The following is a 24,750-nucleotide window of genomic DNA, read 5'->3' as shown; positions in this document are numbered from 1 at the left end:
TGCTATTGCAGTAGAGATGCTTCGACTGCGCTCAGCATGACGTTCTGTTAACTTCTAACTTACCATGACTTCCCCCCTCACTCCCGCCCAGGATGCAGCCCTAGTAGCCGCCATCCGGCAGGCCGAAATCACCACTTCCGGCGAAATTCGGGTGCATCTCGAAGACACCTGCCCCACGCCCGAGCCGCTGGACCGCGCCGCCCAGGTATTTGGCGAGTTGAACATGCACAAAACTGCCGCCCGCAACGGCGTGCTGTTTTACCTGGCCTGGCAAAGCCGGCAGTTTGCCGTGGTGGGCGATTCGGCCATCAATGCCGCCGTGCCAGACGACTTCTGGGAAACCACCAAGGAAGCCGTGCTTGAGCAGTTCCGGCACGAAAACTACGTGCTGGGCCTGGAGCGCGGCATCAAAATGGTGGGCGAGCAGCTCAAGCGCTATTTCCCCTACAACGCCGCTACCGACCAGAACGAGCTGGACGATTCCATTTCTTTCGGCGGCCAAAAACCGTCTTCCGACGCATGAAAAATTCCGTGGCTACTGCCAGGATATCGACTTTGTTCCGCTTCTCCCTGCTAAAACCGGGCGTGCCAAAGCGGTGGCTGCCAATGCTGCTGCTGTTGCTCGGGCTGGTTTCAGCCCTCAGTAGCGCGGCGCAGAACATCCCGCCCCGGCCCAATCCCCCGCGCCTTGTCAACGACCTGGCCGGGCTGATGCAGGGCGGCGAGGCCGACCAGCTGGAACGCAAGCTGGTGGCGTACAACGACAGCACGTCGTCGCAAATCGCCGTGGTCACCGTGCCCACCCTCGACGGCGACGACATTGCTGACTACGCCCAGAAGCTGTACGAAGGCTGGGGCATTGGCCGCAAGGGCAAAAACAACGGCATCCTGATTCTGGTGGCAAAGCAGGAGCACACCGCCCGCATCCAGACCGGCTACGGCCTGGAAGGAGCCGTGCCCGACGCTCTGGCCAAGCGCATCATCAGCAACACGCTGGTGCCGGCCTTCCGCCAAAACCAGTACTACGCGGGTCTTGATAGAGCCACCGACCAGCTCATTGCCCTCGCCAAAGGCGAATACCAGGCCGACCCCGCCGACGCCCAGCGCCAGGACCGGGGCGACCGCACCGGCTCGGGCTTTCCATTCTGGATTATTATTCTCGTGATGGTCATCGTGTTCACCATGATACGCAACCGGGGCGGCGGCGGCGGGCGCGGCAACCGGGGCTTTGGCGGCGGCTTCATTCCGCCCATCATCTTCGGCGGCGGCGGCTTCGGCGGCGGTGGCGGCGGCTGGGGTGGAGGGGGCGGCGGAGGTGGCGGCTTCGGCGGATTTGGCGGTGGTAGCAGCGGCGGCGGCGGTGCCAGCGGCAGCTGGTAAAGTCCCCGCTGCTGATAATTGAAAAGAAAACAGCCCGGTCGAGAATATCTCGGCCGGGCTGTTTTGCTGAAATAACTACTGTTAGCGAGGGATTGACGCTAACCTTTTTGGTACGGGCACAGTATCAGCCCTAACCCCGCAGCCAGCGTGCTACGCGGCTTTCACCTCCCTTCTTCATTCTTTCACGCCATGAACGCCTCCCGTCTTTCCATCTTCATCTTTCTCTTCGCCCTGGCCACTACACTCACCGGTTGCGCAGTCATTGGCGACATTTTTAAAGCCGGTGCCTACACGGGCATCATCGCCGTGTTTATCGTAGTGGCGCTGTTGTTCTTCATCGTGAGCAAAATGCGTGGCCCCCGCCCCTAATTCGGCACGTAGCGACAATAAAAAAGCGCGGCTCCTAAGCAGGAGTCGCGCTTTTTGCGTCTTAGCCTTATCGAAAAGCTAGGCGCTTTTCTTGCTGGGCATAGTGCCGATGATGTGGTCCCAGAGCGTGCTGCTCACGCCGAAGGCTACCTCGTCCTGCCGGTAGTGGTGCTGGCTGTGGTGCGTCCACCACACCTTCAGGAAGTTTTTTGGCGGCGAGTAGGCGTGAATGGCGTAGTGCACAAACAGGTACATGGCGTAGCCAAACGTGAAGCCCGACAGCAGCCCAAACGCATACGAGCCGAAGCTGAAGCGGAAAATGAAGAACAGCAGCGACGCCACAAACACCGTGATGATGGGCGGCATAGCCAGCCGGGTCTTGTCCTTGGGGTATTCGTGGTGCACGCCGTGCATGGTGTACTGGAACTTGGCGCGGCCCGGCGTGGTGGCCGGAATGTGGTACACGTAGCGGTGCACCAGATACTCAACGAACGTAAAAGCCAGCAGCCCCACCAGGAACAGCCCCAGCGCGGCCACGCCCGTCATGAAGCCGTGCGTGAGGCCATAATACATGCTGATGATGCCCGTAGCGGCAAAAATGCCCACCGGCAGCGCAATGTGCGTGTGCGAAAGCCGCTCCAGCACCGGGTTCTGGAAAAGCTGGGCAGAGCCTTTGTGCTTGGGCCGGACAGGGGCTGCTGTAGCGGGTGTAGGAGCCTCGTTTACAGCCGGTTCTTCGGTGGATACTGATTGCATAGGGGTAACAAACGTCGAACGAATCAATTAACAAAATTACGATGCAGGCGGCAATGTGGCGGGCAGAGCAAATCCGGCCCCCGCCAGCTGGGCCACCACGGCCGGCAACGTGCAGGCCGCCCCGCACCGCAGCCGCGCCTGGGCATAAAACTTACTTCGGGCGGCAAGAGTTTCGCGCAGCCAGGCTTCGGCCCCGCCGGCGGCGGCCAGCAGGGGGCGTTTAGCTACTTCCTCGGGGGGCAGGCGGGCGGCCAGCACCTCGATGGGCACATCGAGCCAGAGCGTGGGGCCGGCCTGGTTGAGCAGCGCCATGTTGTCGTGAAAACACGGAGTGCCGCCGCCTGTGGCCAGCACCAGCGGCGGGCCGGCGTGGGCGAGGGCCTCGCGTAGCACCGAAGATTCCACAGCCCGAAAACTCGCCTCGCCGTCTTCGGCAAAAATGGCGCGCACGCTGCGGCCGGTGCGGGCTTCAATGGCCACATCCAAGTCCAGAAAGGGGCGGTTGAAGTGGGCGGCCAGCTGGCGGCCAAGCGTGGTTTTGCCCGCGCCGGGCAGGCCCACCAGGCTCAAGTGCCCGGAGCCGCCGCGAGAAATGATGGAGTCGGGGAGAGGCTGCTTCACAAGTCCTGACGTGAATTGAGATTATGCTGGCGCAGCTTTTAGCTGAGCTTCACGCGCGGGTCGAGCACGGCGTATAACACGTCCACTACAATATTTATCAGCACAAACAGGGCGGCCACGAACAGCGTTGAACCCATAACCACCGGAAAATCAAGGTTCTCGACGGCGCGTAACGTCACCGTGCCCAGGCCTTTCCAGTTGAAGATGTATTCGATGAAAAACGCGCCCGCCATGAGCGAGGCCAGCCAGCCCGACACGGCCGTGACCACCGGGTTCAGGGCGTTTCGGAGGGCGTGATGCAGCACGGTGGCGGTGCGGCTCAGACCTTTGGCGCGGGCTGTGCGGATGTAGTCCTGGCTTAGCACATCGAGCATGCTAGAGCGCGTGAGCTGCGTGATAATGGCCAGCGGCCGGATGCCCAGCGCCACGGCCGGCAGCAGCAGATTGCGCAGCACCAAGTGCCGTTCGCCCGTGAACGGGTCCGTTTCATAGAGCTGGCCGGTGAGGCTCAGGCCCGTCCAATGGCTCCAGTAGAAGCCGAAGGTGACGGCAATAAGAATGGCGGCCACGAACGACGGCACCGAAATGCCCAGCACCGAGGTGCTTACCAGCACCCTATCGAGCCACGACTGGGGCCGCAGCGCCGCCACCACGCCAAAGGCCACGCCGCCCACGCTGGCAATGAGCATGGCCGCCAGCGCCAGCCACATGGTGCCGGGGAAATAATCGAGCAGAATGCGCAGCACGTCCTTATTGCTCTGGAAGGAGCGGCGCAGGTAGGGCGTTTTCAGTACCAATGCTTTAGTGCCCAGCGGCAGCAGCGCGAAGCCGCCGTAGCGGGCGCGGCCGGCCGAGTCGGCGGGGTGCAGGCCCAGCGGCGAAATATCGTTGAGGTAGCCCACCAGGCGGGCGGGCAGGGGCTGGTCGAGGCCGAGGTCGGCGGTGATGGCGGCTTTGGTGGCCAGGTCGGAGCGTTGGCCAGCGAGCAACGCGGCGGGGTCGCCGGGCAGCACGTTGAAGAGCAGAAACACCGTGCAGGCCACGCCCACCAGCACGAGCACGCCCTGAGCTAAGCGGCGGAGGATGAAGGCGAGCATACCGTTACTCCTTGAGCACCTTTTCTATCTGCCACAGTTCTGGAATGTCGTGGTAGTGGTACTTGGCTTTCACCACGCCGTTTTGCAGCACCATGAGGCCGGGGTTGGAGCGAATGATGGATTTGAGCACCGTGGCATCGGCGAAATAGTAGGGGCCGGCCAGGTTCACGTCGTGGCGGAACGAGTCGAACTTGGCCGCGCTGGTGCTGGTGATGGTGAGCGCCGTGATGCCGCGCCGCGACTTGGCGGCATCTTCCATCAGCTTGTTGATGGCCGTGAACCGGTCGCGGTCTGTCTTGTTGGTGTTCTGCACGATGAGCACCAGCTTGCTGCCTTTCAGCAGCTCCTGGGTGTAGGAGTTGCCGTTGACATCCGATACCTCGAAATCGGTGATGACCGGGGTGGAGGTTTTGGGATTCAGCGATTCCATGGCCTGGTATTTCCAGGTGGTATCAGTGGGGTAGGCGTCGAAAGTCTTGGTTTCGCCGTTGCGCGTCATCGTGTAGCGGTATTGGGCGGGCTCGGCGGGCTTCATCAGCTTGCCAATGTCGTTGCCGACTTTATAGGGCAGGAAATCGAAGTAGGGGAGGTGGCCCAGCGCCCGCACCCCAATGCCGATGGCAATAGCCGTGGCAAACGTCATGACCATAATCCCGAACGTGCCCGTGACGAAGGAATGCCGCAAAAACCGCTGGTGCGTGAACACCACCAGCCACAGCACCAGCAGGAACATGTCCTTGGCAAACGAGGTCCAGGGCGTGAGCTTGATAAAATCGCCGAAGCAGCCGCAGTCCGTCACCTTGTTGAAGGCCGCCGAATAGAAGGTGAGGAAGGCGAAGAAAATAAGCAGCCCCAGCAACACCCACAGCGTGATGCGCAGGTGCCAGCGCAGCAGCAGCGCCACGCCCAGAATCACTTCGAGCGAGCTAAGCAGGATGGACAGCGTGCGCGAAATGTCCTTGAACCAGAAGAAGAAACCCTCCAGCGCGGGCACCGAAACGGCAAACACCTCGAAGTATTCTTCCAGCTTGTAGGCCGTGCCCACCGGGTCGTTCAGCTTAATCAGGCCCGAAAAAATGAACAGCGCGCCCAGCAAAAACCAGCACACGCGGGTGATGGTGCGCAACAAATGAGGGGCCGGCGCGACGGCCGGAGCGGAGCTAGTTGGAGACATAGAAACAAAGGTAAGCCGGTGGCAAAACGCAGGGGCTTGGTGTGGGGTTATGAGACATTAATAAGAACGTCATGAACAAGAACGTCATGCAGAGCGCAGCGAAGCATCTCGCGTGCTATAACTAATTAATGGTGGCGGGCAAGATGCTTCGCTGCGCTCTGCATGACGTTCTACCCCTCCCCGCGCAAAATCAGCGCAAACACCGCGTAGTTCAGCATGTCGCGGTAGCTGCCTTCCACGCTCTCGCTCACCAGGGCCGCGCCGCCGATGTCTTCGAGCTGCTTCACGCGGTGCAGCTTCATCAGAATCAAATCCGTGATGCTGGCTACGCGCATTTGCCGCCAGGCTTCGCCGTAGTCGTGGTTTTTGGCCAGCAGCAGGCGGCGGTTTTCGGCGGCTTCGTGGTCGTAGGCGAGGGCCACGGCATCGGGGGCCATGTCGAGCGGGGTTTCCTTGGGCAGGTGCAGCTGCATCAGGGCGATGAGGCAATAGTTGATGATGGCCACGAACTCCTCGTTCACGTCATCGGCCACCATTTGCACACCCGTTTCCTGAATGGTCCGGATGCGGTTGGCCTTGATAAAAATCTGGTCCGTGACCGAGGGCAGGCGCAAAATGCGCCACGCCGTGCCGTAGTCGTGGGTTTTAGCCAGAAACAGGGTGCGGCAGCGGGCCAGCAGCAGGTCGTAGTGTTCGGGGGTGTTCAATGGGTGAATAAGTGAATGGGTGAATGAGTGAATGAGCGCAGCACCGGCTTCACTGCCGCAAGTTCGCCCTCGTGGTTGGATATTGAGCCTTCGTAGCCCCGAATCCTGCCTCATGCGTTCTTTGGTTCATTCACCCATTCACCCATTCACCCATTCACTTTTATCGCCCCACGGCCGCCTGCTCGATTTGCGCCGGCCGCAGGTGATGGGCATCCTCAACCTCACGCCCGACTCCTTCTTTGCCGATAGCCGCGTGGCTTCGGAAAAAGACCTCCTTGCCCGCGCCGAAGCCATGCTGCACGCTGGGGCCGCCGTGCTCGACCTCGGGGCCTACAGCACCCGCCCCGGCGCTGAAGATATTTCCGAATCTGAAGAAACCCGCCGCCTGCTGCCCGCCGTGGAAGCCCTGCGCCGGGAATTTCCGCAGGCCTTTCTCTCCGCCGATACCTTCCGGGCCGGTGTAGCCGAAGCCGCCGTGCACGCCGGGGCCGACCTGGTGAACGACGTGGGCGGCGGCACCCTCGACAAGGAAATGTTTGCCACCGTGGCCCGCCTGCGCGTGCCCTACGTGCTGATGCACTTGCGCGGCACGCCCCAAACCATGGCCAAGCTCACGCACTACGAAGACGACCTGGTGCTCACCCTGCTGCGCTATTTCCGCGACGGCCTGGCCGCCCTGCGCGCCATGGGCGTGACCGAGGTGCTGCTCGACCCCGGCTTCGGCTTCGCCAAAACGGCCGCCCAAAGCCACGAGCTGCTGCGTCGCCTGCCCGAGCTGCAGGCGCTGGGCCTGCCCGTGCTGGCCGCCCTCTCGCGCAAGCGAATGGTGTACGGCCCCCTCGGCCTCGGCCCCGAAACGGCCCTCAACGGCACCACGGCCCTGCACATGGTGGCCCTGCAAGGCGGCGCTAAGCTCCTGCGTGCCCACGACGTGGCCGAAGCCCGCCAAACCATACAATTATTTGCCAACACCTTTCCAATGGCGGAATAAAGGCCGTAATTTGAAGGGCGTTTGTCATCCTGAGCTTGCGAAGGACCTTGTCACGTCTGGGCCGGTTGAAACTACTGCAACTAGTTCAGCAGTGATAAGGTCCTTCGCTATGCTCAGGATGACAAGCGTCTCCTCATTCTCCCAACCCACCCGATGACCGGCCCATTCCCCATCAATTTCCTGCACTTCGGCTGGATTGACGCGGCCGATGTATTGCTGGTGACGGTGCTGCTCTACCAGCTTTACAAGCTCTTGCGCGGCTCGGTGGCCCTGAATGTGGCGCTGGGGCTGGTGTCGTTCTACTTGCTCTATCTGGTGGTGAAGGCTACGGGCATGGAGCTGCTCACCAAGATTCTGGGGCAGTTTATGAGCGTGGGCGTGCTGGCCAGCATCATTTTGTTTCAGCAGGAAATCCGGCGGTTTTTGCTGAACGTGGGCAAGGCCACGGCCCTGGAGCGGATGCGCGGCTGGGCCTGGGGCCGCCCAGCCGAGGTGGCCCCGCTGCCCATCAGCCCGTTCGTGGAGGCCGCCAAAAGCCTCTCCAACAAGTACACCGGCGCGCTCATCTGCTTCACCCAGACCGCCGACCTCACGGCTTTCGCCGATTCCGGCGACCGGCTCGATGCCGAAATCAGCAAGCGCCTGCTGCTCTCCATCTTCAACAAAACTTCGCCCCTGCACGACGGGGCCGTGATTGTGGCCAACGGCCGCCTGCGGGCCGCCCGCTGTATCCTGCCCGTGAGCGAAAACCCCGACGTGCCCGCCTCGCTCGGCCTGCGCCACCGCGCCGCCATCGGCCTGAGCGAAATCACCGATGCCGTGGTGCTCGTGGTGAGCGAGGAAACCGGGGCCATGAGCCTCGTGCGCCACGGCGAAGTATTCCGCAACCTGGGCACCGGCGAGCTGCGCGCCCGCCTGAACGAATGGCTGTTAGCCCCGGCTCCCGGTGCCGCCAACGCTGCCCGCAAAGCCGAAGCCGCCGCCTGATAAAGGCCCCGCTGAGTAAGGGTAAGGCGCAATCCATCAACTCATTTTGTAGAGGGTAATTTATTGAAGGCTAACTGCCTGAGTGGTGGATTGGCGGGTGGGGGCGCCGGTGGTAGCCGGGGAGGGATTAGGTTTTCGAACTTTTCGTTTTTACTTTTCTCAGACGTTCTGTGCTGTGCCTTTCAGGCAGTTGGGTTTTGGTGCGACTCACCCAGCGCACTCAGAAGCCAAAGCCCGCCGACTGCCGGCGCAAACCCCGTTGCCAGTTACGGCGCTACCACCCGGTTGCTTTTTCATTCATTCCCCTTTTTCACCCTCGTATTCATCCACTTTACTCTTTTTTTCGATGCACAAAAAAATACTCCGCGAGCAGCAGGGGCTGCGGCTCCGTGTCCTGTCGCCACCAAAGCAGCTGACGCGCCTGTTGGGCGCGGGCCTGCTGCTGCTGGGAGGCCTGGGTGCCCAGGCCCAGACCACCACGGTTTTCAACGAAACCTTTGAGGGTACGACCAACAGCTTCACGCTCGTCAACGGCTCCGTGGTTAACCAGTGGGCGGTGGGTAAGGCGGGGGGCAACGGCCCTACCACCACAGGCACCAATGCGGCTTACATCAGCAACGACGCGGGCGTGACCAACGCCTACACCATTACTTCGTCGTCCGTCGTGCACATGTACCGCGACGTGACCGTGCCGGCCGGCCAGGGCAACATTCAGCTGGCTTTTGACTGGAAGGCGGCGGGCGAAAGCACCTACGACTACATCTTGGTGCAGGTAGCGCCCACTTCGTTTACGCCGGTGGCGGGCACGACGCTGAGCACCAGCGGCGTCACGGTGCTGGCCCAAATCAACCTGCAAACGGCCTTTGGCCGCACCACACTCCAACTGCCGGGCAGCCTCAGCGGGAGTACCCAGCGCCTGATTTTTACCTGGCGCAACGATGGCACGGGCGGCGCACAGCCCCCGGCTACGATTGACAACATCACGGTGACGAGCCAGACGGCTAACCCCCTCAGCGGGGCGTACACCATTAATAACGCCCTGGCCACGGGGGGCACCAACTTCGCCAGCTTCACCGATGCCGCTACGCGCCTGAACCAGGACGGCATCAGCGGCCCGGTGACCTTCACGGTATCGGGCGGGCCGTACACCGAGCAGTTTCTGCTGGGCGAAATAGCCGGCGTGAGCGCCACCAACACCATTGTGGTGAACGGCGGCGGGCGCACCATCCGGTTTGCCTCGGCCAATACCAATCAGCGGGCGGTGGTGCAGCTTAATGGCACCGACTACACCACCATCAACAACCTGAACATTGATGCCACCGGCGGCACCGGCACCAGTGGCACCTACGGCTACGGCGTGCTGCTGACCAACGCGGCCGACAATGACCGCATCAGCAACAACACTATCAACGCGGACATCGCCACCACGTCGACCAACTTTGCCGGCATCGTGGTGAGCGGCTCCACGTCCAGCGCCACCACCAGCGGCAATTCGGCCAACAACCTCCTCATCGAGGGCAATACTGTGAACGGGGGCTACTACGGCATTTCGCTGTACGGCAACAGCACGACTTCGCTCAACACCGGCAATACCGTGCGCAACAACAACGTGCGCGATTTCTATACTTACGGGATTTATACAGGCTACCAGGACGGGGCCCAGTTCATCGGCAACGACATAAGCCGCTTGCTGCGCACCAACCCCAGCAGCTTCTACGGCCTCTACACCTTCGGCTCGTCGCGCAGCTTAGCCATTGAGAAAAACCGCCTGCACGACCCATTCACGGGCAACCCGACTTCGGCCAGCACCCTGTACGGTATTTACCTGGCCAACAGCACCGGGGCCACCGCCGCCACCACCAACGACGTGGTGAACAACGTGCTCTACAACATCAACGGCACCAGCACGCAGTACCTCATCTACAACTCGGGCTCGGCGTTCAGCCACATCTACAACAACTCCATCAACGCCGACGACCAGTCGGCCGTCGTCTTCACCACCTACGGCATCTACAACTCCGGGGCCAACACCGAGGTGAAAAACAACGTGGTGAGCATCACGCGGCCCAGCACGGGCACCAAGTACGGCCTGTACTACTCGACGGCCCCAACCAGCAGCGACTACAACGACATTTACGTGCCCAACGGCAACGTGGGCTACTTCAGCGCGGCCCTGTTGACACTGGCTGACCTGCAAGCCGCCAACGGCAAAGTGTTTGACGCGAACAGCATCTCGACGGACCCCGCCTTTGCGGGGGCCAGCACCGGCAACCTGTTGCCCACTAATGTGCTGCTGAACAACGCCGGCACGCCGCTCGCCCGCGTCACCCAAGACATTACGGGGGCTGCCCGCGGCACCGTGCCCGACCTGGGCGCTTACGAGTTTACCCCGGTGGGCATCGATGTTGCCCCGGTAGCCCTGCTGGGCCCAGCCACGGGCACCAGCTGCTACAGCGCCGCCGAAGCGGTGGTGGTGCAGATTCGCAACGCCGGCACCGCCACCCTCAACTTTGCCACCAACCCGGCCACGGCCACGGTGGTCGTCACGCTGCCCGGGGGCCTCACCCAAACCCTCACGGGCACCGTGAGCACGGGCACGCTGGCCAGCGGCGCGCTGCTGAGCGTGACCCTGAACAACACGCTGAACCTGAGTGTCCCGGGTGCCTACACCTTTGCCGTGACGGCTACCGTGACCGGCGATGCCAACACCGCCAACAACGTGCTCACCCCCGCCGCTACCCGCACGGTGGTGGCCCCGGTGGCCGGCGTGCTCTCGCCCGCTGCTTTCAACATCTGCGGCAGCGGAACTGCGTCGCTGAGCCTGGCCGGTGCCTCTAGCGGCAGCCTCCAGTACCAGAGTAGCAGCAGCGCCACCGGCACCTTCACAGACATTGCCGGCGCTACCGCGGCCACCTACACCACGCCGGTGCTCAGCAGCACCACTTACTACCGCGTGCGCAGTACCTGCAACGCCAACACAGCCTACAGCAACGTGGCCGCCATCACGGTGAATAACCCGGTGATTTCGGCGGCTCCTACGCCGCTCAGCACCTGCGCGGGCGGCACGGCTACGCTGGCGGCTACGGTGCCGGCGGGCATTTCGGTGCGCTACTTCACGGCCGCTACCGGCGGTACGGCCGTGGGCACCGGCAGCCCATTCGTAACGCCGGCCCTCACGGCTAACACGACGTACTACGCCGAAGCCTTCGCGGGCGGCACCGAAAACGTGGGCAAAGCCCTGACCAACGGTGCTGACGGTACCAATACGGGTGGTGGCCTGTATTTCACTACCACTGGCCCCACTACCATTGCTACCGTGACGGTGTACCGCACGGCCAACGCGGCAGCTGGCACCGCTACCATCTACCTGCTCTCGGGCAGCACTACGAGCACCACGGGTTCGCTGGCCACCATCATAGCGCCGGTGCCGGCCAACACCACGGCCGCCGTGTCGCCCACGGTGCTTACCCTGAATTTTGCCGTGCCTGCCGCCGGCAGCTACACGCTGTACCTGAGCTCTGCTACGCCGGCCCTCGTGCGGGACTATACCACGGCCGTGCCGGCCACGGCGTACCCTTACACCTCGCCCAGCGGCACGGTGAGTATCACGGGCGCTACGCTGGCCACGTACTATTACTTCTTCTACAACTGGCAGATTGGCTCCGAGTGCGTGGGCACTGCCGCCCGCACCCCCATTGTGGTGAACGTGGGCAGCGCGGGCCTGGTGGCTTCGCTGCCGGCCGCGTCGGCCGGCACTTGCGGCCGTACGCCTTACCAGTTGGCTGGCACCATTGCCGGCACGGCTACGGGCGCTACCTACACCAGCACCGGCACGGGCACGTTCTCGCCCAATGCCTCCACGCTCAACGCCACCTACACGCCCTCGGCGGCCGATGTGACGGCGGGCAGCGTAACCATCACCCTCACGCCCACCGGCCCGGCTGCTTCGTGTACCACGACCGGGCAGGTGGTGCTGGCCATCGCGTCGGCCCCGGCGGCTACTTTTAGCTACCCATCGGGCACTTATTGCTCGGGCTCGGCTAGCACGGTAGCGGCCACGCTGGCCACCGGCACCACGGCCGGCACGTTCTCGACCACCGGCACCGGCCTGGGCCTCAACACCACCACGGGTGCCATCAACCTGGCCGCTTCGACGGCCGGCACCTACACGGTAACCAACACCGCGGCGGCTGCCGGGGCTTGCGCCGGCACCACGGCCACGGCTACCATCACCATCGTGGCCGGACTGGCTACGCCCACGCTCACGGCCACGCCCCAGGCGGGCGGCGGCGTTCTGCTGAGCGCACCGGCGCTGGCCGGGGCCACCTACCAGTTCTCCCGCAACGGCAACCTGGTGGGCACGGCCGGTACCAGCAACACCCTGCTGCTGCCCGCGGGCTCCCCGAACGGCAACTACACAGTGGTCATTACCTCAACCTCGGGCTGCGCCTCGGCACCTTCGACGGCGCTGGCGGTGGTGGTAACGGCTGCGCAAACCGCTTCGCTCGCCGGCGTGAGCCTGCGGGTGTACCCCAACCCCACGCCCAACGGCAGCCTCACGCTGGAGCTGCGCGGCCCCCGCGCCACGGCCTCGCAGCTGCTGGTGCTGAACTCGCTGGGCCAGGTGGTGCACACCAGCACCATCGCCCCCGGCTCGGCCTCGCTGAACCTGGCGCACCTGGCGTCGGGCGTGTACACCTTCCGCGTGAAAACCACGGAAGGCGTGCTCACCCAGCGCGTGGTACGCGAATAGGTTAGCGCCTCGCGCCAAGCAAAAAGCCCCGCTGGCAGCTGCCAGCGGGGCTTTTTTGTGCTTGATAAAATAGATTTAGCAGTTGACTGAGCCAGTATTCTATTTCAGAACGGCCAGCTCTTTGCCTACTTTGGTGAAGGCGGCAATGGCCTTGTCCAGATGCTCCCGATTATGGCCGGCGCTGAGCTGCACCCGGATGCGGGCCTTGCCCTGCGGCACCACGGGGTAGTAGAAGCCCACCACATAAATGCCCTCCGTGAGCATGCGGGCCGCGAATTCCTGGGCCAGCTTGGCATCATACAGCATAACGGGCACGATAGGGTGCTCGCCGGGCGTGATGTCGAAGCCGGCGGCCGTCATCTTTTCGCGGAAATATTTGGTGTTCTCTTCGAGCTTGTCACGCAGCTGGGTGCTTTCCGTCAGCAATTCTAGCACGCGCAGGCTGGCGCCCACGATGGCTGGGGCCAGCGTATTTGAGAACAAATAGGGGCGGCTACGCTGGCGCAGCATGTCCACAATCTCCTTGCGGGCCGAGGTGAAGCCGCCCATGGCCCCGCCCAGCGCCTTGCCCAGCGTGCCAGTGATGATGTCGACGCGGCCCATCACGTTGCGGTACTCGTGGGTGCCCCGGCCGGTTTTGCCCAGGAAGCCGCTGCTGTGGCACTCGTCCACCATCACCAGGGCCTGGTATTTATCGGCGAGGTCGCAGATTTTGTCGAGCTGCGCGATGGTGCCGTCCATCGAAAACGAGCCGTCCGTCACGATGATGCGGTGGCGCGTGCCTTTGGCCACGGCGTCCTGCAGCTGTTTTTCCAGGTCGGCCATGTCGTTGTGGGCGTAGCGGTAGCGCTGGGCCTTGCACAGGCGCACGCCGTCGATGATGCTGGCGTGGTTCAGCGCATCCGAAATAATAGCGTCCTGCTCATTAAACAGCGGCTCGAACACGCCACCATTGGCATCAAAAGCTGCCGCGTAGAGAATGGTGTCCTCGGTGCCCAGAAACTCGGCCAGCTTAGCCTCCAACTCCTTGTGAATGTCCTGCGTGCCGCAGATGAAGCGCACCGAGCTCATGCCGTAGCCGTGCGTATCAATGGCTTCTTTGGCCGCTTTGATGACCTCGGGGTGCGAGCTCAGGCCCAGGTAGTTGTTGGCGCAGAAGTTTAGCACTTCGCCGGCTTCGTCGGTTTCAATCTCCGCGCCCTGGGGCGAGGTGATAATGCGCTCCTTTTTGAAAAGGCCGGCATCTTTGATTTCCTGAAGCTGCTGGGTGAGGTCGGGCTGGAGAGTGGCGTACATATTTGGTGGGATGGTGAGTTTAATGAAGCAAAATTACATTGTCAGTAGGGGCGGGGCCTGCCCCCGCCCGGTCGTTAGCGCCGTTCTAACGATTCCGTTCAACGACGGGCGGGGGCAGGCCCCGCCCCTACCTCTAACGGCTAAAAAACGCCTGCGCGCCCTTGCGCCCGCTATCCATCAGCTGCTTTTTTTGCTCATTCGAAATCCGTTTGATTTTCGGACTAAAGTTCAGAAAGTCGATGCTGATGGTGCGCTGCCAGTCGGCGGGCTGCACGGGGTTGAGGTTTTCGAGGGCCACGGTGTAGAGGGCGCCCATGTAGGTGTTGAAATCGGTGATGTCGTAGGGGGCGAGCTGCCGGCGGCCGGCGGGCGCGCCATCCAGCGGAATCTGCTCGGCGCGGTCGAGGCGCAGGCCCAGGGTTTCGGGGTTGAAGACGTGGCCGCGCGCATCGGGCGGGCCGGTGAAGCCGGCGGCCAGGTAGCGCGGGTAGTCGAACAAATCGATGGGGTAGTTGGCCAGCAGGCCGCCATCGACGAGCACCTGCACGGGCTGGCTGGGCGCGGGCGTGCCGGTTATCACCTTGTTCTCCGCATCGAGCAGCACGGCCCGGAAGTAGAGTGGAATGCTCATGCTGATGCGGACGGCATCGGCCACGCGCATGGTGGGCGTGGTTTCGTAGCTGAACACCTGCACGCGCTGCTGCGTGAGGTTGGTACCGGTGGTGTAAAGGTCGCGGAAGCGGGTGGGTTCTTTGAGGGCCAGCGCATGCAGCTCGCCGAGGGTGAGGTGGGCGTTTTGGGTTTTGCGGGCCACCAGCTCGCCGAGGTAGGTACTGAACTCATCGCCCCGGTACCAGCCGTATTCCTTCACCAGCCGGTGCGTGCCGCCGAAAAAGATGAACCGGCCATCGTTCAGCCGCTGCACGGGCGTGGCATTCACCACGTCGATAATTTCCTGGGCCGAGTAGCCCACCGCCAGCAGCGCCGCCTGAATGGCCCCGGCCGAGGTGCCCCCCACCCGCGTGAGGCCGGCCAGCACGCCGCGCTGCTCCAGCTCCAGCAAGGCCCCGCCGTAGGCAATGCCCCGGATGCCGCCGCCTTCCATCACCAGGTTGCGGTAGCGCGGCGAGGCAGGGGCTTGGGCGCGGGCCACCGCACTTCCCAGCAGTCCGATTCCCAAATACAAGAGCAGCAAACGCACCTTCATGGCCCCAAAGATACCGCCAGCCGCCAGCCGGGCCGCCGGACGCTATTGGTCCTGGGCGCGGCCTTGTGCGAACTGATGCAACAGCTGCGCCACCTCCTGGGGCGGGTGCGGCGCGTGGCCGGGGGCCGCCGCCAACGGCAGGAAGCCGGTGATTTTTTCCAGGGCCTTGGCATCGGCCGGAACGTAGGCCATGCGCCAGTCGGGAAAGGCGCGCTCCGTGATGGGGCCGTAGGCCAGGGTGCGCACGGCGTAGTGGCGCGGGTCGGCCTTGATGCGGGCGTAGAGCTGGCTCAACGCGGGCTCGGGGCCTTCGAGCACTTGCATGAATTCGCCGTTGGCATACAGCAGCAGGCCGCCGAGGCGGCTGCGCTCGTTGTGCAGTCGGGCGCGGCGCAGCAGCGGCGGCAGCGTCACTTCGTGCACCGCCCGCGAGGCCTGGCTGCGGTAAATCAGGGTGTAAAGCAGGGGTTGGGGTGGCATGGGGCGGAGCGGGGTTGGTGTAACTAAGGCGCTCCAACACCGTTGTGGGCAAAACGGTGCCCTTGCCCACGGTCCGGCTACGGCCGCCCCGGTATCTTTGCAGCCCAAGTCCCACTCTCCCCATCTCAACCTGACCCCCCGCGCATGGCCACCACTCCCGGCGACACTGAAACTTCTGTATTACCCGGCTCCGTGCTGGTTATCGGCGCCTGCGGCCAGCTGGGCCTCGAACTGGTAGCCGCCCTGCGCCAGCGCTACGAGCCCCACCTGGTGGTAGCCGCCGACGTGCGCCCGCCCAAAAACCCGGACCTGCTGGCCGGCGGCCCCTTCGAATTGCTCGATGTGCTCGACCGCACCCGGCTCGACAAGCTCATCCGCCAGTATCGCCCGAAGCAGATTTATCATCTCGCCGCCCTGCTCTCGGCCACGGCGGAAAAGAACCCGCTCTTCGGCTGGCAGCTGAACATGGACGGCCTGCTCATCGTGCTCGAAGCGGCCGTGGCCCACGGTGTGGCCCAGGTGTACTGGCCCAGCTCCATCGCCGTGTTCGGGCCCGATACCCCGCGTGACAACACGCCGCAGGTCACCATCATGAATCCCAACACGGTGTACGGCATCAGCAAGCTGGCGGGAGAGCAGTGGTGCGAGTGGTACCACCGCAAGCACGGCCTGGACGTGCGCAGCCTGCGCTACCCCGGCCTCATCGGCTACAAGAGCCTGCCCGGCGGCGGCACCACCGACTACGCCGTGGACATCTACCACAAGGCTGTGGCCGGCGAAAAATACGAGTGCTTCCTCGAAGAAGACACCTACCTGCCGATGATGTACATGCCCGACGCGCTGAAAGCCACGCTGGACCTGATGCACGCTCCGGCCGAGCAAATCAAAGTCCGCACCAGCTACAACCTGGGCGCGATGAGCTTCTCGCCGGCCGAAATCACGGCCAGCATCCAGCAGCACGTCCCCGATTTCGAAGTCACCTACAAGCCCGACGGCCGCCAGCAAATCGCCAACTCCTGGCCCGCCAGCATCGACGACTCGAAAGCCCGGCAGGACTGGGGCTGGCAGCCCGACTTCGACCTGGATAAGATGACGGCCGACATGCTGCTGCACTTGAAGGAAATGCAGCCGGCGTAGCAAGGTAGCTTCGTTCAAATCACAAAAAACGCCCCGTATCAATTGATACGGGGCGTTTTTTGTGAAGCCTGCGCCCTGAATAATTACACCTGTTGCTTCGTGGCTTCGGCGGCTTTCGTTTCGGTGGGGCGGCTGCCGCCGGCGTGCCGGGGCACATTGAAGAGCAGCGACGTGGCCCACGGCACCGCGAAGGCCGCCACCGTAAGGATGGTAATGGCCACGTCGGCGGCTTCGCTTTCCAGGGCCTCGCTCACGGGATGGCCGGGCAGGAAGTGGGCCACTAGCGAAAGCACCAGCTTCAGGCCCAGCAGGCCGATGACCCCGAAAGCGGCGGTTTCCAGAAACGGGTACTTGCCCATGAGCAGCACGAAGCCCTGCGCCACCAGCCGCATGGCCAGAATGCCGATGAACACGCCCACGCAAATCAGAATCAGGTTGTCGGTGAAGGCCACCACGGCAAACACGTTGTCGATGGAAAAGGCCAAATCCATGAGCTCAATCAGCGCCACCGTGGCCCAGAATTTCCCGAACAATCCCAGCGTGTTGCGGTAAATCCAGCTTTTTTGCTTGTCGATGGCTTCGTCGTCGTGTGCGGGGCGGGCCTTGAAATGGTCGTAAACCAGGTACAGCAGGTAGAGCCCGCCGAGCGGCTTCAAAAACCAGAACTTGATGAGAAACGAAGCGAACAGAATGCACAGCCCCCGAAAAATATAGGCTCCGAAAATGCCATAGCGCAGGGCCTTGTGGCGCTGGTCTTTGGGCAAATCGCCCACCATGGTGGCCAGCACGGCAGCATTGTCGACCGAGAGCAGGCTTTCGATGATGACTAGGTTGCCCACGATGGCCAGCGAGGCCAGCGGGTTGTGCAGAATTTGCTCGATGTATTGATTCACGGGGTAAAGCTAGGATAGCGGGATAGTAGAGACGCATAATTGTGTCTCGTCGTTGAACGACTAGGTCTGCGCTCAATTCCACAGACATAACCGCATCAGCAAAATGTCGTTCAGCGGAGTCAACGACGAGACGCAAATATGCGTCTCTACAACTGGATGATGCCCAGTAGCAGCGACACCACCAACATCACCAGCACCGTGCCGCCAGCCCATTTCAGGGTGAAGCGCTGATGCGCGCCGATATCAACTCCCGCCAGGCCCACCAATAAATACGTGGACGGCACCAGCGGGCTCAGCAGATGTACCGGCTGGCCCAGCAATGAGGCTTTGCCCATGGTAGCCGCCGAAATCCCAAACTGCGCCGCCGCCTTGGTGAAAAACGGCAGGATGCCGAAGTAAAATGCGTCGTTCGACATGAAGAAGGTAAGGGGCGCGCTCACCAGCCCAGTCAGCACCGGGAAGTGCGGGCCGAGCGAAGTAGGCACCAGCTGCACGAACGTCTGCGCCATGGCATCCACCATGTGCGTACCGTTGAGGATGCCGGTGAAAATCCCCGCCGCAAACACCATCGCCGCCACCGACAGCGCATTGCCCGCGTGGGCCGCAAACCGCTGCCGCTGCTGCGATAAATTCGGGTAGTTCAGCACGGCGGCCAGCGCGAAGGCCAGCATAAACAGCACCGGCAGCGGCAGCAGCTCGCGCACCAGCGCCACCATCAGCGCAATGGTGAGCAGGGCGTTTACCCATAATAACTTGGGCCGGCGCAGGCCCTTTTCTTCGGGCGAGAGCTCCAGGTCAGGGCCTTCCGGCAGGGGCTGGGGCAGGCCGGCGGCGAGGTTGAATACCACGGCTTTCTTGTTGGCATCGGCTTCGTTAAGATGCTCCAGCCCCAACCGTTTCCGCTCCCGCTTGCCAAAGCGCCAGGCTACAAAAAACACCCACACCAGCCCTGCGCCCATAGCCGGAATCAGCGGGTTGAAAAGCTGCGTGCTGTCGAGGTGCAGTACGCTCATGGCGCGGGCCGTGGGGCCGCCCCAGGGCAGGATGTTCATCACGCCGCCTACCAGCATATTCATGCAGGTTAATATCAGCGGGTTGATGCCGAGCTGGCGGTAGAGCGGCAGCATGGCCGTGACCACGATGATGTAGGTGGTGGCCCCGTCGCCGTCCAGCGACACGAGCAGGGCCAGCAGCGCCGTGCCGATGATGATTTTCAGCGGGTCGCCGTGGGCCACGCGCTGGATGCGGCTGATGACCGGGTCGAACAGCCCGGCGTCCGTCATCAGTCCAAAATAGAGGATGGCGAACACCAGCATGATGCCCGTGGGCGCAATGTTCTTGATGCCGTCGAGCATCATCGGCCCCATCTGCGAGCCGAAGCCGGTGAGCACCGCAAACGCCACCGGCACCAGCAGCAGCGCCGTAATGGCCGACAGACGATTCGTCATAATCAGCACCATGAAGGTGAGAATCATGGCAAAGCCAGCGAGTGCGAGCATGGTGGTGAAGGGGTGGGTTGATGGATTGGTAGATTAAAAAAGAACAATCATGCTGAGCGAAGCCGAAGCATCTCTACCGCTTCGTTGCGCGGCCTCACCAACCACAGGCAACGAATTCGTCCCACCTCATTCGTTGCAGCAAACGAGTTACTTGCGCGGTAGAGATGCTTCGGCTTCGCTCAGCATGACGTTCTGATTTTCAACGTTCAGCCAATTAGAAGCTGAACCGCAGCGAAGTGAAATAATACGCCCCCATGAAGCCGAACTGCGAGGTGAAGCGCGTGTAGGGCGTTTGGCCCGAGGCCGTGAGCGAGGGGAAGGCGATTTCGTCGGGATACACGTTGAAGACGTTGTTGGCGCCCACGGTCAGGCCCAGGCGCGGCGTGAAGCCGTAAGTGAGCGAAACATCGGTGATGGTTTTGGCCGAGAAGGTCTGGTCGAGTTCGGCGCTGGACTGGATGGCCGTCACTTCGCCGAAGCGGGTGGCGCGCACCAGGCCTTCGATTTTCTTGTAGCGGTAGTTGGCCGAGCCGATGAACTTGGAGCGCGGCTGGGCCTTTTCAATCAGGCCAATCATCACGCGGTCCACCAGCGGGGTGCCGAGGTTGGCGAGCTGGGCCGGAGTGCGGACTTCGCCCACCACTTTGGTTTCGTTGAGGGCCATGGCCAGGTTAAGGCCCATTTCCTGGTCGCGGTCCATCTTTTTGCGGTAGCTGGCCACCACGTCGAGGCCGCGGGTGCGGGTGTCGAGGGCGTTGGAGAAGAACTGTACCTGGGCGTAGCCGGAGCCGGCAAACGTCGGTTTGAGGGCCGGGCTGGCGGCATCGAGCTGGCCCGAAATCACCACCCGGTCATTGATGTCAATCTGGTAGGCATCGGCCGTGAACACGAGGTCGGGCGTGACCTGGGCCGTGAAGCCGAGGTTGTAGTCGAGCGTGGTTTCGGCTTTGAGCTGGCCCACGCCCAATTTCTGCACGTAGGGGTTATCGTTGCGCAGGTGGGCAATGGGGTAGGAGTCGAACACGCCGTTGAGCGTCAGCCACTGGGCATCGGCGTAGTTGGAGTAGTAGAGCTGGTGCATCGAGGGGGCGCGGAAGCCCCGGTTGAGCGAACCGCGCACCGAAAACAGGTCGGTGAACTTGTAACGGGTCGAGATTTTGCCGCTCACGTTCGAGCCGAAATCCGAGTAGCGCTCGAAGCGGCCGGCTGCGCCCACCAGGAATTTATCGGTGATGTCGCTCAGCACGTCCACGTACACGCCGGCGTTGTTGCGGGTGCGACTCACGGCGTTCACGGCCGCGATGCCTTCGCGCCCGCTGCTGCCCACGTCGGGGTTGTTGGTGGTCACGGGGCCTTTTTTCCAGGAGGCTTCGTCGCCGGCCAGCAGCTCGTACTGCTCCACCCGGAACTCGCCACCGTAGCTCAGACTCAGCGATTTCAACCCGCTTACCTCAAAAGACTTCGACACGTTCACATCGGCCAGCACCTGCCCAAACTTGTTGGTGCCGGTGTAGAACGACGTGGGTGAGGCGTTGCCGTACGACGGGTTCACCGTGTGGTTGGCGTAGGTCTTGATGATGTTCTGGCCGCCGCCGAGGCTGAAATCGAGGTTCCAGCCGCCGGCCGTTTTGCGGCGCAGGCCCACCGTGGAGGCCACGTCCTGCACCGTGGCCGGGAACACGGGGTTGTAGCCATTCGGGAAAAGCGAAAGGACGGCCCGCGCCTTGTTGCTCGGGTTGCGGAAGAAGCCATAGGCCGTCATGTCCTTATATGAATACCCGCCGAATGAGTACAGCCGCCAGGCCTCGCCCAGCGCCACCTCGCCGTTGTAGAAGAACTGCCCCATGGTGTTGCGGGCCGTGCCGTATTTCGTGACGTGGCGGTTGAAGCCATTCTGGGCCACCAGGGCATCGTCGGTGGCTTTATCGGAGTTGTACACGCGGCCGGTGTAGTCGCCCGAGCGGTCGGTGGGGTCGTTGTGGTGGCCCTGCACGGTCAGGTTCAGGAAACCGTCGCGCTTGCCCACGGGCAGGCCCAGGTTCAGGCCGGTGTCGTAGGTCGCGCCGTCGCCCTTGTCGGTGATGCCGTAGCTGCCGGTAACCACGCCGCCGCGCGGGTTTTTCTTCAACACAATGTTCACGATGCCCGCAATGGCATCGGAGCCGTACTGGGCCGCCGCGCCGTCGCGCAGAATCTCCACCCGCTCGATGGCGGCCGTCGGAATAGCGTTCAAATCGGTGCCCACCGAGCCGCGGCCCACCACGTTGTTCACGTTCAGGGCGGAGGACTGGTGGCGGCGCTTGCCGTTGATGAGCACCAGCGTTTGGTCGGGGCCGAGGCCGCGCAGCGTAGCCGGGTCCACATACGAAGTCACGTTGCTGATGGCGTGCTTGGTAGAGTTGAACGAAGGCGCGGTGAAGTGAATCATCTGGCCCAGTTCGGTCTGGCCGGTTTTGGTGATTTCCTTGGCCGTGAGCACGTCCACGGGCACGGGCAGGTCCACGTTGGTGCGGGCCTCGGAGGCGCGGTTGCCCACCACAATCACGTCGGCGGTGGTGTGAGTGGCAGTTTTCATGGGCACGTCCAGGGTGTTGGCCCCGGCGGGCACGGCAATTTCGCGCAGCTCGTAGCCCACGTAGGAAATCACCAGCACGTCGCCATCGTCCACGTCGAGCTTGAAGCCGCCGTCGGCATCGGTGGTGGTGCCGCGGTTGGTGCCTTTAATGGCCACCGAGGCAAACGCCAGCGGCTTCTGGTCGTTGCCATCCAGAATGCGGCCGGTAAGGGGGCGCCGTGCCAGCGGAGCGGAATCGTTTGGGGCCGCAGCCAAAAAAGCAGCCGGCGAAGCGGCGGCAGCCGGGCCACCGGCCACCGCGCAGGCAGCCAGCAGCAGCGCCGCGCCCGCCGTCCGGGCCGAAAGGGGAGAGGAGGGTAAGTTTCGCTTCATGGGAATTTTGAGAAAGAGGGAATGGATTCGCAATTGATGAAGCGAAGTAGCGAGGCGATTTAGAATACATTTGGAAGATTTGGCGTTTTGTGAAAAATAAGTGAGGGAGTGCTTACTTATTTGATTTTTAAGCTGAGGCGAAAGCTTGTCATCCTGAGCGCAGCGAAGGACCTTATCACGCTGGCATGATTTGCTCAAATGTGATAAGGTCCTTCGCTGCGCTCAGGATGACAGCCTTTATAGATTCATCGACTCCCGAACGGCGCTACCTTGCCCCTCATTCCCATCTATTCCCATGAAACTGCTTCTCGTCGAAGACGAACCGGCCCTGCTGGCCAGCGTGGTGAGCTACCTGCAAGCCCAGCACTACGTGTGCGAAGTGGCCACCACCTACGCCCAGGCGCAGGAAAAAATGCTGCTCCACGACTACGAGTGCATCGTGCTCGACCTCACCCTGCCCGGCGGCGACGGCCTCGACCTGCTCCGCGAGCTGCAGCGTCACCACAAGGCGGCCGGCGTCATCATCACCAGCGCCCGCGCCGGGGTCGACGACCGCATCACCGGCCTAGAGCTGGGGGCCGACGACTACCTGCCTAAGCCCTTCTACCTGCCCGAGCTCAGCGCCCGCATTGCCGCGCTGGTGCGCCGCCGCCACTACCAGGGAACGAACTTATTGCAAGCCGGCGAGCTGGCCGTGGACGTGCCCGCCCGCCGCGCCGCCGTGGCCGGCAAGGCGCTGACGTTGACGCGCACCGAGTTCGACCTGCTGCTGCTGCTGCTGGCGAATCAGGGCCGCGTCATCACCAAAGGGGCCATTGCCGAGCATCTTTCCGGCGACGCAGCCGAGCAGTTCGATACGTTTGAAAACGTGTACGCCCACGTCAAAAACCTCAAGCGCAAGCTGACGGAGGCGGGCGCGCCGAACTACATTCGGATGGTGTACGGGCTGGGGTATCGGTTTGAGCCAAACTGATGAAAGCACGACAACTCCCCTCCTTGGATAAGGAGGGGATATTTTAGCGCAGCTAAAATTGGGGTGGTTTGATTCGTTGAACGACTCGCGCCTGGTTCGTTCGGGTGTCGTTCAACGAATCAAACTACCCCCGTTCGAGCCCTTGGCTCGAACATCCTCTCCTCGTCTGAGGAGGGGAGTTTGATGTTCAATGCTCCTCATGAAGCTGCTGGCCCGCACCACCGTCATTTTTCTGATTTATGCCAGCGTGGTGGCGGCGGCGGGAACGTTCGTGTACTTCCACTTCATCCGCAAAATCTACTACGGCTACGTGGACCGGACCCTGAGCCGGCGCAAGCTGCGTGTGGATAACGACCTGCGCCTCTACCTGCGCTCGCCCGCTGATTTGGAATTCTGGCACCGGCTCGACCACAACGTGGAATTTGTGCCGCTGGCCGCGCCCGGGCCGCCGGCTGCCTTCAGCGTGCGGATGATGTACAATCAGCTGGTGAAGAAAACGGTGCCGTACCGACAGCTGGCCGCGCCGGTGATGTTTCAGGGGCGCCCCTACCGATTGGAATTGCGCACCACCATGCTCGATAGCCAGGAGCTGCTGGCGCGTATCGGGCAGGCGGGGGCGCTGCTGTTTGGGGCGCTGCTGGTGGGGCTGCTGGTGCTGCAGCACGTGCTGGCGCGGCGGCTGTGGGCTCCGTTTTACCAAACGCTGGGCGAGCTGCAGCGCTACAAGCTCGACCAGCCCGAGCCGGTGCACCTCGCGCCCACGCGCATCCCCGAGTTCAAGGCGCTGAACGCGGCCATCGGGCGGGTGCTGAGCCGCAACCAGCGCATCTACCACCGCCAGAAGGAGTTTACCGAAAACGCGGCCCACGAACTGCAAACGCCCCTGGCCATCCTCCGCACCAAGCTCGATATGCTGGTGCAGGCCCCCGGCCTCACGGAGGAGCAGGCCGGCCACATCGAGCCGCTGCTGGACGTGACGCAGCGCCTCACCCACCTCAGCCGGAGCCTGCTGCTGCTGGCGCACCTCGACCAGCAGCTATTCTTCCCCACCGAAACCGTGGACCTGGCCGCCGCCATCCGCGCCCAGCTGGGGCAGCTGCGCGAACAGCTGGCCGGGGCCGGCCTCATCCTCGCCACTGACTTGGTGCCCACGCTACCGGTGGCCGCCAACCGCTCGCTGATTGATATTCTGGTGAGCAACCTGCTCAGCAACGCCATCCGGCACAACGTGCCCGGCGGGGAAGTGCGTGTGGTGCTTACGCCGGAACTATTGACGGTGGAAAATACTGGCCGCCCCCGCGCCCTGCCCGCCGACCAGCTCTTCGTGCGCTTCCGCCCCGGCCCGGAGCGCCCGCCCGGCAGCGTGGGCCTGGGCCTGGCCATTGCCCGCCAGATTTGCGAGACCAGCGGGTTTTTGCTGAGCTACCATTATGAGGAGCCGGGCCGGCACCAGATGCGGGTGCGGATGTAGCGCGGACTTTGT

At 62.9% G+C, this 24,750-nt stretch carries 20 protein-coding genes; 9 read left to right on the top strand and 11 right to left on the bottom strand.

Features of this window, described 5'->3' with window-relative positions; genetic code table 11:
• The first annotated feature begins 64 nt into the window (after positions 1 to 64).
• From ACYU70_RS16295 to ACYU70_RS16285, 3 genes are all read left to right on the top strand, one after another.
• A complete protein-coding gene (locus ACYU70_RS16295) occupies positions 65 to 523 on the top strand; it encodes a TPM domain-containing protein (RefSeq protein ID WP_342295081.1) in 459 nt (152 codons plus the stop codon).
• Positions 520 to 1,380, top strand: a complete 861-nt coding sequence (locus ACYU70_RS16290) for a TPM domain-containing protein (protein WP_342295083.1) — start codon at positions 520 to 522, stop codon at positions 1,378 to 1,380. The genes ACYU70_RS16295 and ACYU70_RS16290 overlap by 4 nt, the downstream gene beginning before the upstream one ends.
• A 189-nt stretch (positions 1,381 to 1,569) precedes the next feature.
• Positions 1,570 to 1,749, top strand: coding sequence for a hypothetical protein (locus ACYU70_RS16285; protein WP_342295085.1), 180 nt, complete (start codon positions 1,570 to 1,572; stop codon positions 1,747 to 1,749).
• 78 nt (positions 1,750 to 1,827) lie between these two features.
• On the opposite strand, the gene ACYU70_RS16280 is transcribed toward ACYU70_RS16285, so the two are convergent.
• From ACYU70_RS16280 to ACYU70_RS16260, 5 genes are all read right to left on the bottom strand, one after another.
• Positions 1,828 to 2,505, bottom strand: a complete 678-nt coding sequence (locus ACYU70_RS16280) for a sterol desaturase family protein (RefSeq protein WP_342295087.1) — start codon at positions 2,503 to 2,505, stop codon at positions 1,828 to 1,830.
• Positions 2,506 to 2,541: 36 nt separating this feature from the next.
• Positions 2,542 to 3,126: a shikimate kinase gene (locus tag ACYU70_RS16275; RefSeq protein ID WP_342295089.1), complete on the bottom strand. Its 585-nt coding sequence runs from the start codon at positions 3,124 to 3,126 to the stop codon at positions 2,542 to 2,544.
• A 38-nt stretch (positions 3,127 to 3,164) separates the two neighbouring features.
• Positions 3,165 to 4,223 carry an ABC transporter permease gene (locus tag ACYU70_RS16270; RefSeq protein WP_342295091.1) on the bottom strand — a complete coding sequence of 353 codons (1,059 nt, stop codon included), beginning with the start codon at positions 4,221 to 4,223 and terminating at the stop codon, positions 3,165 to 3,167.
• 4 nt (positions 4,224 to 4,227) lie between these two features.
• Positions 4,228 to 5,397, bottom strand: coding sequence for a BT_3928 family protein (locus tag ACYU70_RS16265; RefSeq protein ID WP_342295093.1), 1,170 nt, complete (start codon positions 5,395 to 5,397; stop codon positions 4,228 to 4,230).
• Between the two features lie 170 nt (positions 5,398 to 5,567).
• A complete protein-coding gene (locus tag ACYU70_RS16260) occupies positions 5,568 to 6,104 on the bottom strand; it encodes a DUF1599 domain-containing protein (protein ID WP_342295095.1) in 537 nt (178 codons plus the stop codon).
• A 112-nt stretch (positions 6,105 to 6,216) separates the two neighbouring features.
• Between ACYU70_RS16260 and folP the strand changes: the two genes are divergently transcribed.
• From folP to ACYU70_RS16245, 3 genes are all read left to right on the top strand, one after another.
• Entirely contained in the window at positions 6,217 to 7,095 is an 879-nt protein-coding gene (folP, locus tag ACYU70_RS16255; protein WP_342295097.1) for a dihydropteroate synthase, read from the top strand.
• 153 nt (positions 7,096 to 7,248) lie between these two features.
• Complete coding sequence (cdaA, locus tag ACYU70_RS16250) at positions 7,249 to 8,082, top strand: diadenylate cyclase CdaA (RefSeq protein WP_342295100.1); 834 nt, start codon at positions 7,249 to 7,251, stop codon at positions 8,080 to 8,082.
• A 346-nt stretch (positions 8,083 to 8,428) separates the two neighbouring features.
• Positions 8,429 to 12,835 carry a beta strand repeat-containing protein gene (locus tag ACYU70_RS16245; RefSeq protein WP_342295102.1) on the top strand — a complete coding sequence of 1,469 codons (4,407 nt, stop codon included), beginning with the start codon at positions 8,429 to 8,431 and terminating at the stop codon, positions 12,833 to 12,835.
• A gap of 99 nt (positions 12,836 to 12,934) precedes the next feature.
• Here the strand turns inward: ACYU70_RS16245 and kbl are convergent, their stop codons facing one another.
• The 3 genes from kbl to ACYU70_RS16230 all read right to left on the bottom strand — a co-directional run bounded on the left by kbl (position 12,935) and on the right by ACYU70_RS16230 (position 15,818).
• The gene (gene kbl, locus ACYU70_RS16240; RefSeq protein WP_342295104.1) at positions 12,935 to 14,131 is read right to left on the bottom strand and encodes a glycine C-acetyltransferase; all 1,197 of its coding nucleotides are present in this window, start codon (positions 14,129 to 14,131) and stop codon (positions 12,935 to 12,937) included.
• A 133-nt stretch (positions 14,132 to 14,264) separates the two neighbouring features.
• Complete coding sequence (locus ACYU70_RS16235; RefSeq protein ID WP_460616041.1) at positions 14,265 to 15,332, bottom strand: patatin-like phospholipase family protein; 1,068 nt, start codon at positions 15,330 to 15,332, stop codon at positions 14,265 to 14,267.
• A 48-nt stretch (positions 15,333 to 15,380) separates the two neighbouring features.
• Positions 15,381 to 15,818 (bottom strand): BLUF domain-containing protein, encoded by a 438-nt coding sequence (locus ACYU70_RS16230; RefSeq protein ID WP_342295107.1) that lies wholly within the window; start codon positions 15,816 to 15,818, stop codon positions 15,381 to 15,383.
• Between the two features lie 144 nt (positions 15,819 to 15,962).
• Here ACYU70_RS16230 and ACYU70_RS16225 point away from each other — a divergent pair, with 144 nt between their 5' ends.
• Positions 15,963 to 16,955, top strand: a complete 993-nt coding sequence (locus tag ACYU70_RS16225; RefSeq protein WP_342295108.1) for an NAD-dependent epimerase/dehydratase family protein — start codon at positions 15,963 to 15,965, stop codon at positions 16,953 to 16,955.
• Positions 16,956 to 17,038: 83 nt separating this feature from the next.
• Here ACYU70_RS16225 and ACYU70_RS16220 read toward each other — a convergent pair whose 3' ends face one another.
• The 3 genes from ACYU70_RS16220 to ACYU70_RS16210 all read right to left on the bottom strand — a co-directional run bounded on the left by ACYU70_RS16220 (position 17,039) and on the right by ACYU70_RS16210 (position 22,294).
• The gene (locus ACYU70_RS16220; protein ID WP_342295110.1) at positions 17,039 to 17,848 is read right to left on the bottom strand and encodes a DUF475 domain-containing protein; all 810 of its coding nucleotides are present in this window, start codon (positions 17,846 to 17,848) and stop codon (positions 17,039 to 17,041) included.
• A 146-nt stretch (positions 17,849 to 17,994) separates the two neighbouring features.
• On the bottom strand, positions 17,995 to 19,347 hold the full coding sequence (locus ACYU70_RS16215) for a CitMHS family transporter (RefSeq protein WP_342295112.1): 1,353 nt from the start codon (positions 19,345 to 19,347) through the stop codon (positions 17,995 to 17,997).
• A 214-nt stretch (positions 19,348 to 19,561) separates the two neighbouring features.
• Positions 19,562 to 22,294 (bottom strand): TonB-dependent receptor, encoded by a 2,733-nt coding sequence (locus ACYU70_RS16210; protein WP_342295113.1) that lies wholly within the window; start codon positions 22,292 to 22,294, stop codon positions 19,562 to 19,564.
• A 295-nt stretch (positions 22,295 to 22,589) separates the two neighbouring features.
• Between ACYU70_RS16210 and ACYU70_RS16205 the strand changes: the two genes are divergently transcribed.
• Together ACYU70_RS16205 and ACYU70_RS16200 are read left to right on the top strand one after the other, a co-directional pair.
• Positions 22,590 to 23,267 carry a response regulator transcription factor gene (locus ACYU70_RS16205; RefSeq protein WP_342295116.1) on the top strand — a complete coding sequence of 226 codons (678 nt, stop codon included), beginning with the start codon at positions 22,590 to 22,592 and terminating at the stop codon, positions 23,265 to 23,267.
• Positions 23,268 to 23,466: 199 nt separating this feature from the next.
• Positions 23,467 to 24,738, top strand: a complete 1,272-nt coding sequence (locus tag ACYU70_RS16200; protein WP_342295117.1) for a sensor histidine kinase — start codon at positions 23,467 to 23,469, stop codon at positions 24,736 to 24,738.
• Positions 24,739 to 24,750 lie beyond the last annotated feature (12 nt).

The sequence above is a fragment of the Hymenobacter segetis genome (assembly GCF_054776495.1).
This window is presented reverse-complemented; position numbering and strand designations above follow the sequence as displayed.

Excerpts from the sequence above, each read along its gene's own strand:
- ACYU70_RS16295 (WP_342295081.1), top strand. The coding sequence starts at position 65 with ATGACTTCCCCCCTCACTCCCGCCCAGGATGCAGCCCTAGTAGCCGCC.
- ACYU70_RS16290 (WP_342295083.1), top strand. The coding sequence starts at position 520 with ATGAAAAATTCCGTGGCTACTGCCAGGATATCGACTTTGTTCCGCTTC.
- ACYU70_RS16285 (WP_342295085.1), top strand. The coding sequence starts at position 1,570 with ATGAACGCCTCCCGTCTTTCCATCTTCATCTTTCTCTTCGCCCTGGCC.
- ACYU70_RS16280 (WP_342295087.1), bottom strand. The coding sequence starts at position 2,505 with ATGCAATCAGTATCCACCGAAGAACCGGCTGTAAACGAGGCTCCTACA.
- ACYU70_RS16270 (WP_342295091.1), bottom strand. The coding sequence starts at position 4,223 with ATGCTCGCCTTCATCCTCCGCCGCTTAGCTCAGGGCGTGCTCGTGCTG.
- ACYU70_RS16265 (WP_342295093.1), bottom strand. The coding sequence starts at position 5,397 with ATGTCTCCAACTAGCTCCGCTCCGGCCGTCGCGCCGGCCCCTCATTTG.
- folP (WP_342295097.1), top strand. The coding sequence starts at position 6,217 with ATGCGTTCTTTGGTTCATTCACCCATTCACCCATTCACCCATTCACTT.
- cdaA (WP_342295100.1), top strand. The coding sequence starts at position 7,249 with ATGACCGGCCCATTCCCCATCAATTTCCTGCACTTCGGCTGGATTGAC.
- ACYU70_RS16245 (WP_342295102.1), top strand. The coding sequence starts at position 8,429 with ATGCACAAAAAAATACTCCGCGAGCAGCAGGGGCTGCGGCTCCGTGTC.
- kbl (WP_342295104.1), bottom strand. The coding sequence starts at position 14,131 with ATGTACGCCACTCTCCAGCCCGACCTCACCCAGCAGCTTCAGGAAATC.
- ACYU70_RS16230 (WP_342295107.1), bottom strand. The coding sequence starts at position 15,818 with ATGCCACCCCAACCCCTGCTTTACACCCTGATTTACCGCAGCCAGGCC.
- ACYU70_RS16225 (WP_342295108.1), top strand. The coding sequence starts at position 15,963 with ATGGCCACCACTCCCGGCGACACTGAAACTTCTGTATTACCCGGCTCC.
- ACYU70_RS16215 (WP_342295112.1), bottom strand. The coding sequence starts at position 19,347 with ATGCTCGCACTCGCTGGCTTTGCCATGATTCTCACCTTCATGGTGCTG.
- ACYU70_RS16210 (WP_342295113.1), bottom strand. The coding sequence starts at position 22,294 with ATGAAGCGAAACTTACCCTCCTCTCCCCTTTCGGCCCGGACGGCGGGC.
- ACYU70_RS16205 (WP_342295116.1), top strand. The coding sequence starts at position 22,590 with ATGAAACTGCTTCTCGTCGAAGACGAACCGGCCCTGCTGGCCAGCGTG.
- ACYU70_RS16200 (WP_342295117.1), top strand. The coding sequence starts at position 23,467 with ATGAAGCTGCTGGCCCGCACCACCGTCATTTTTCTGATTTATGCCAGC.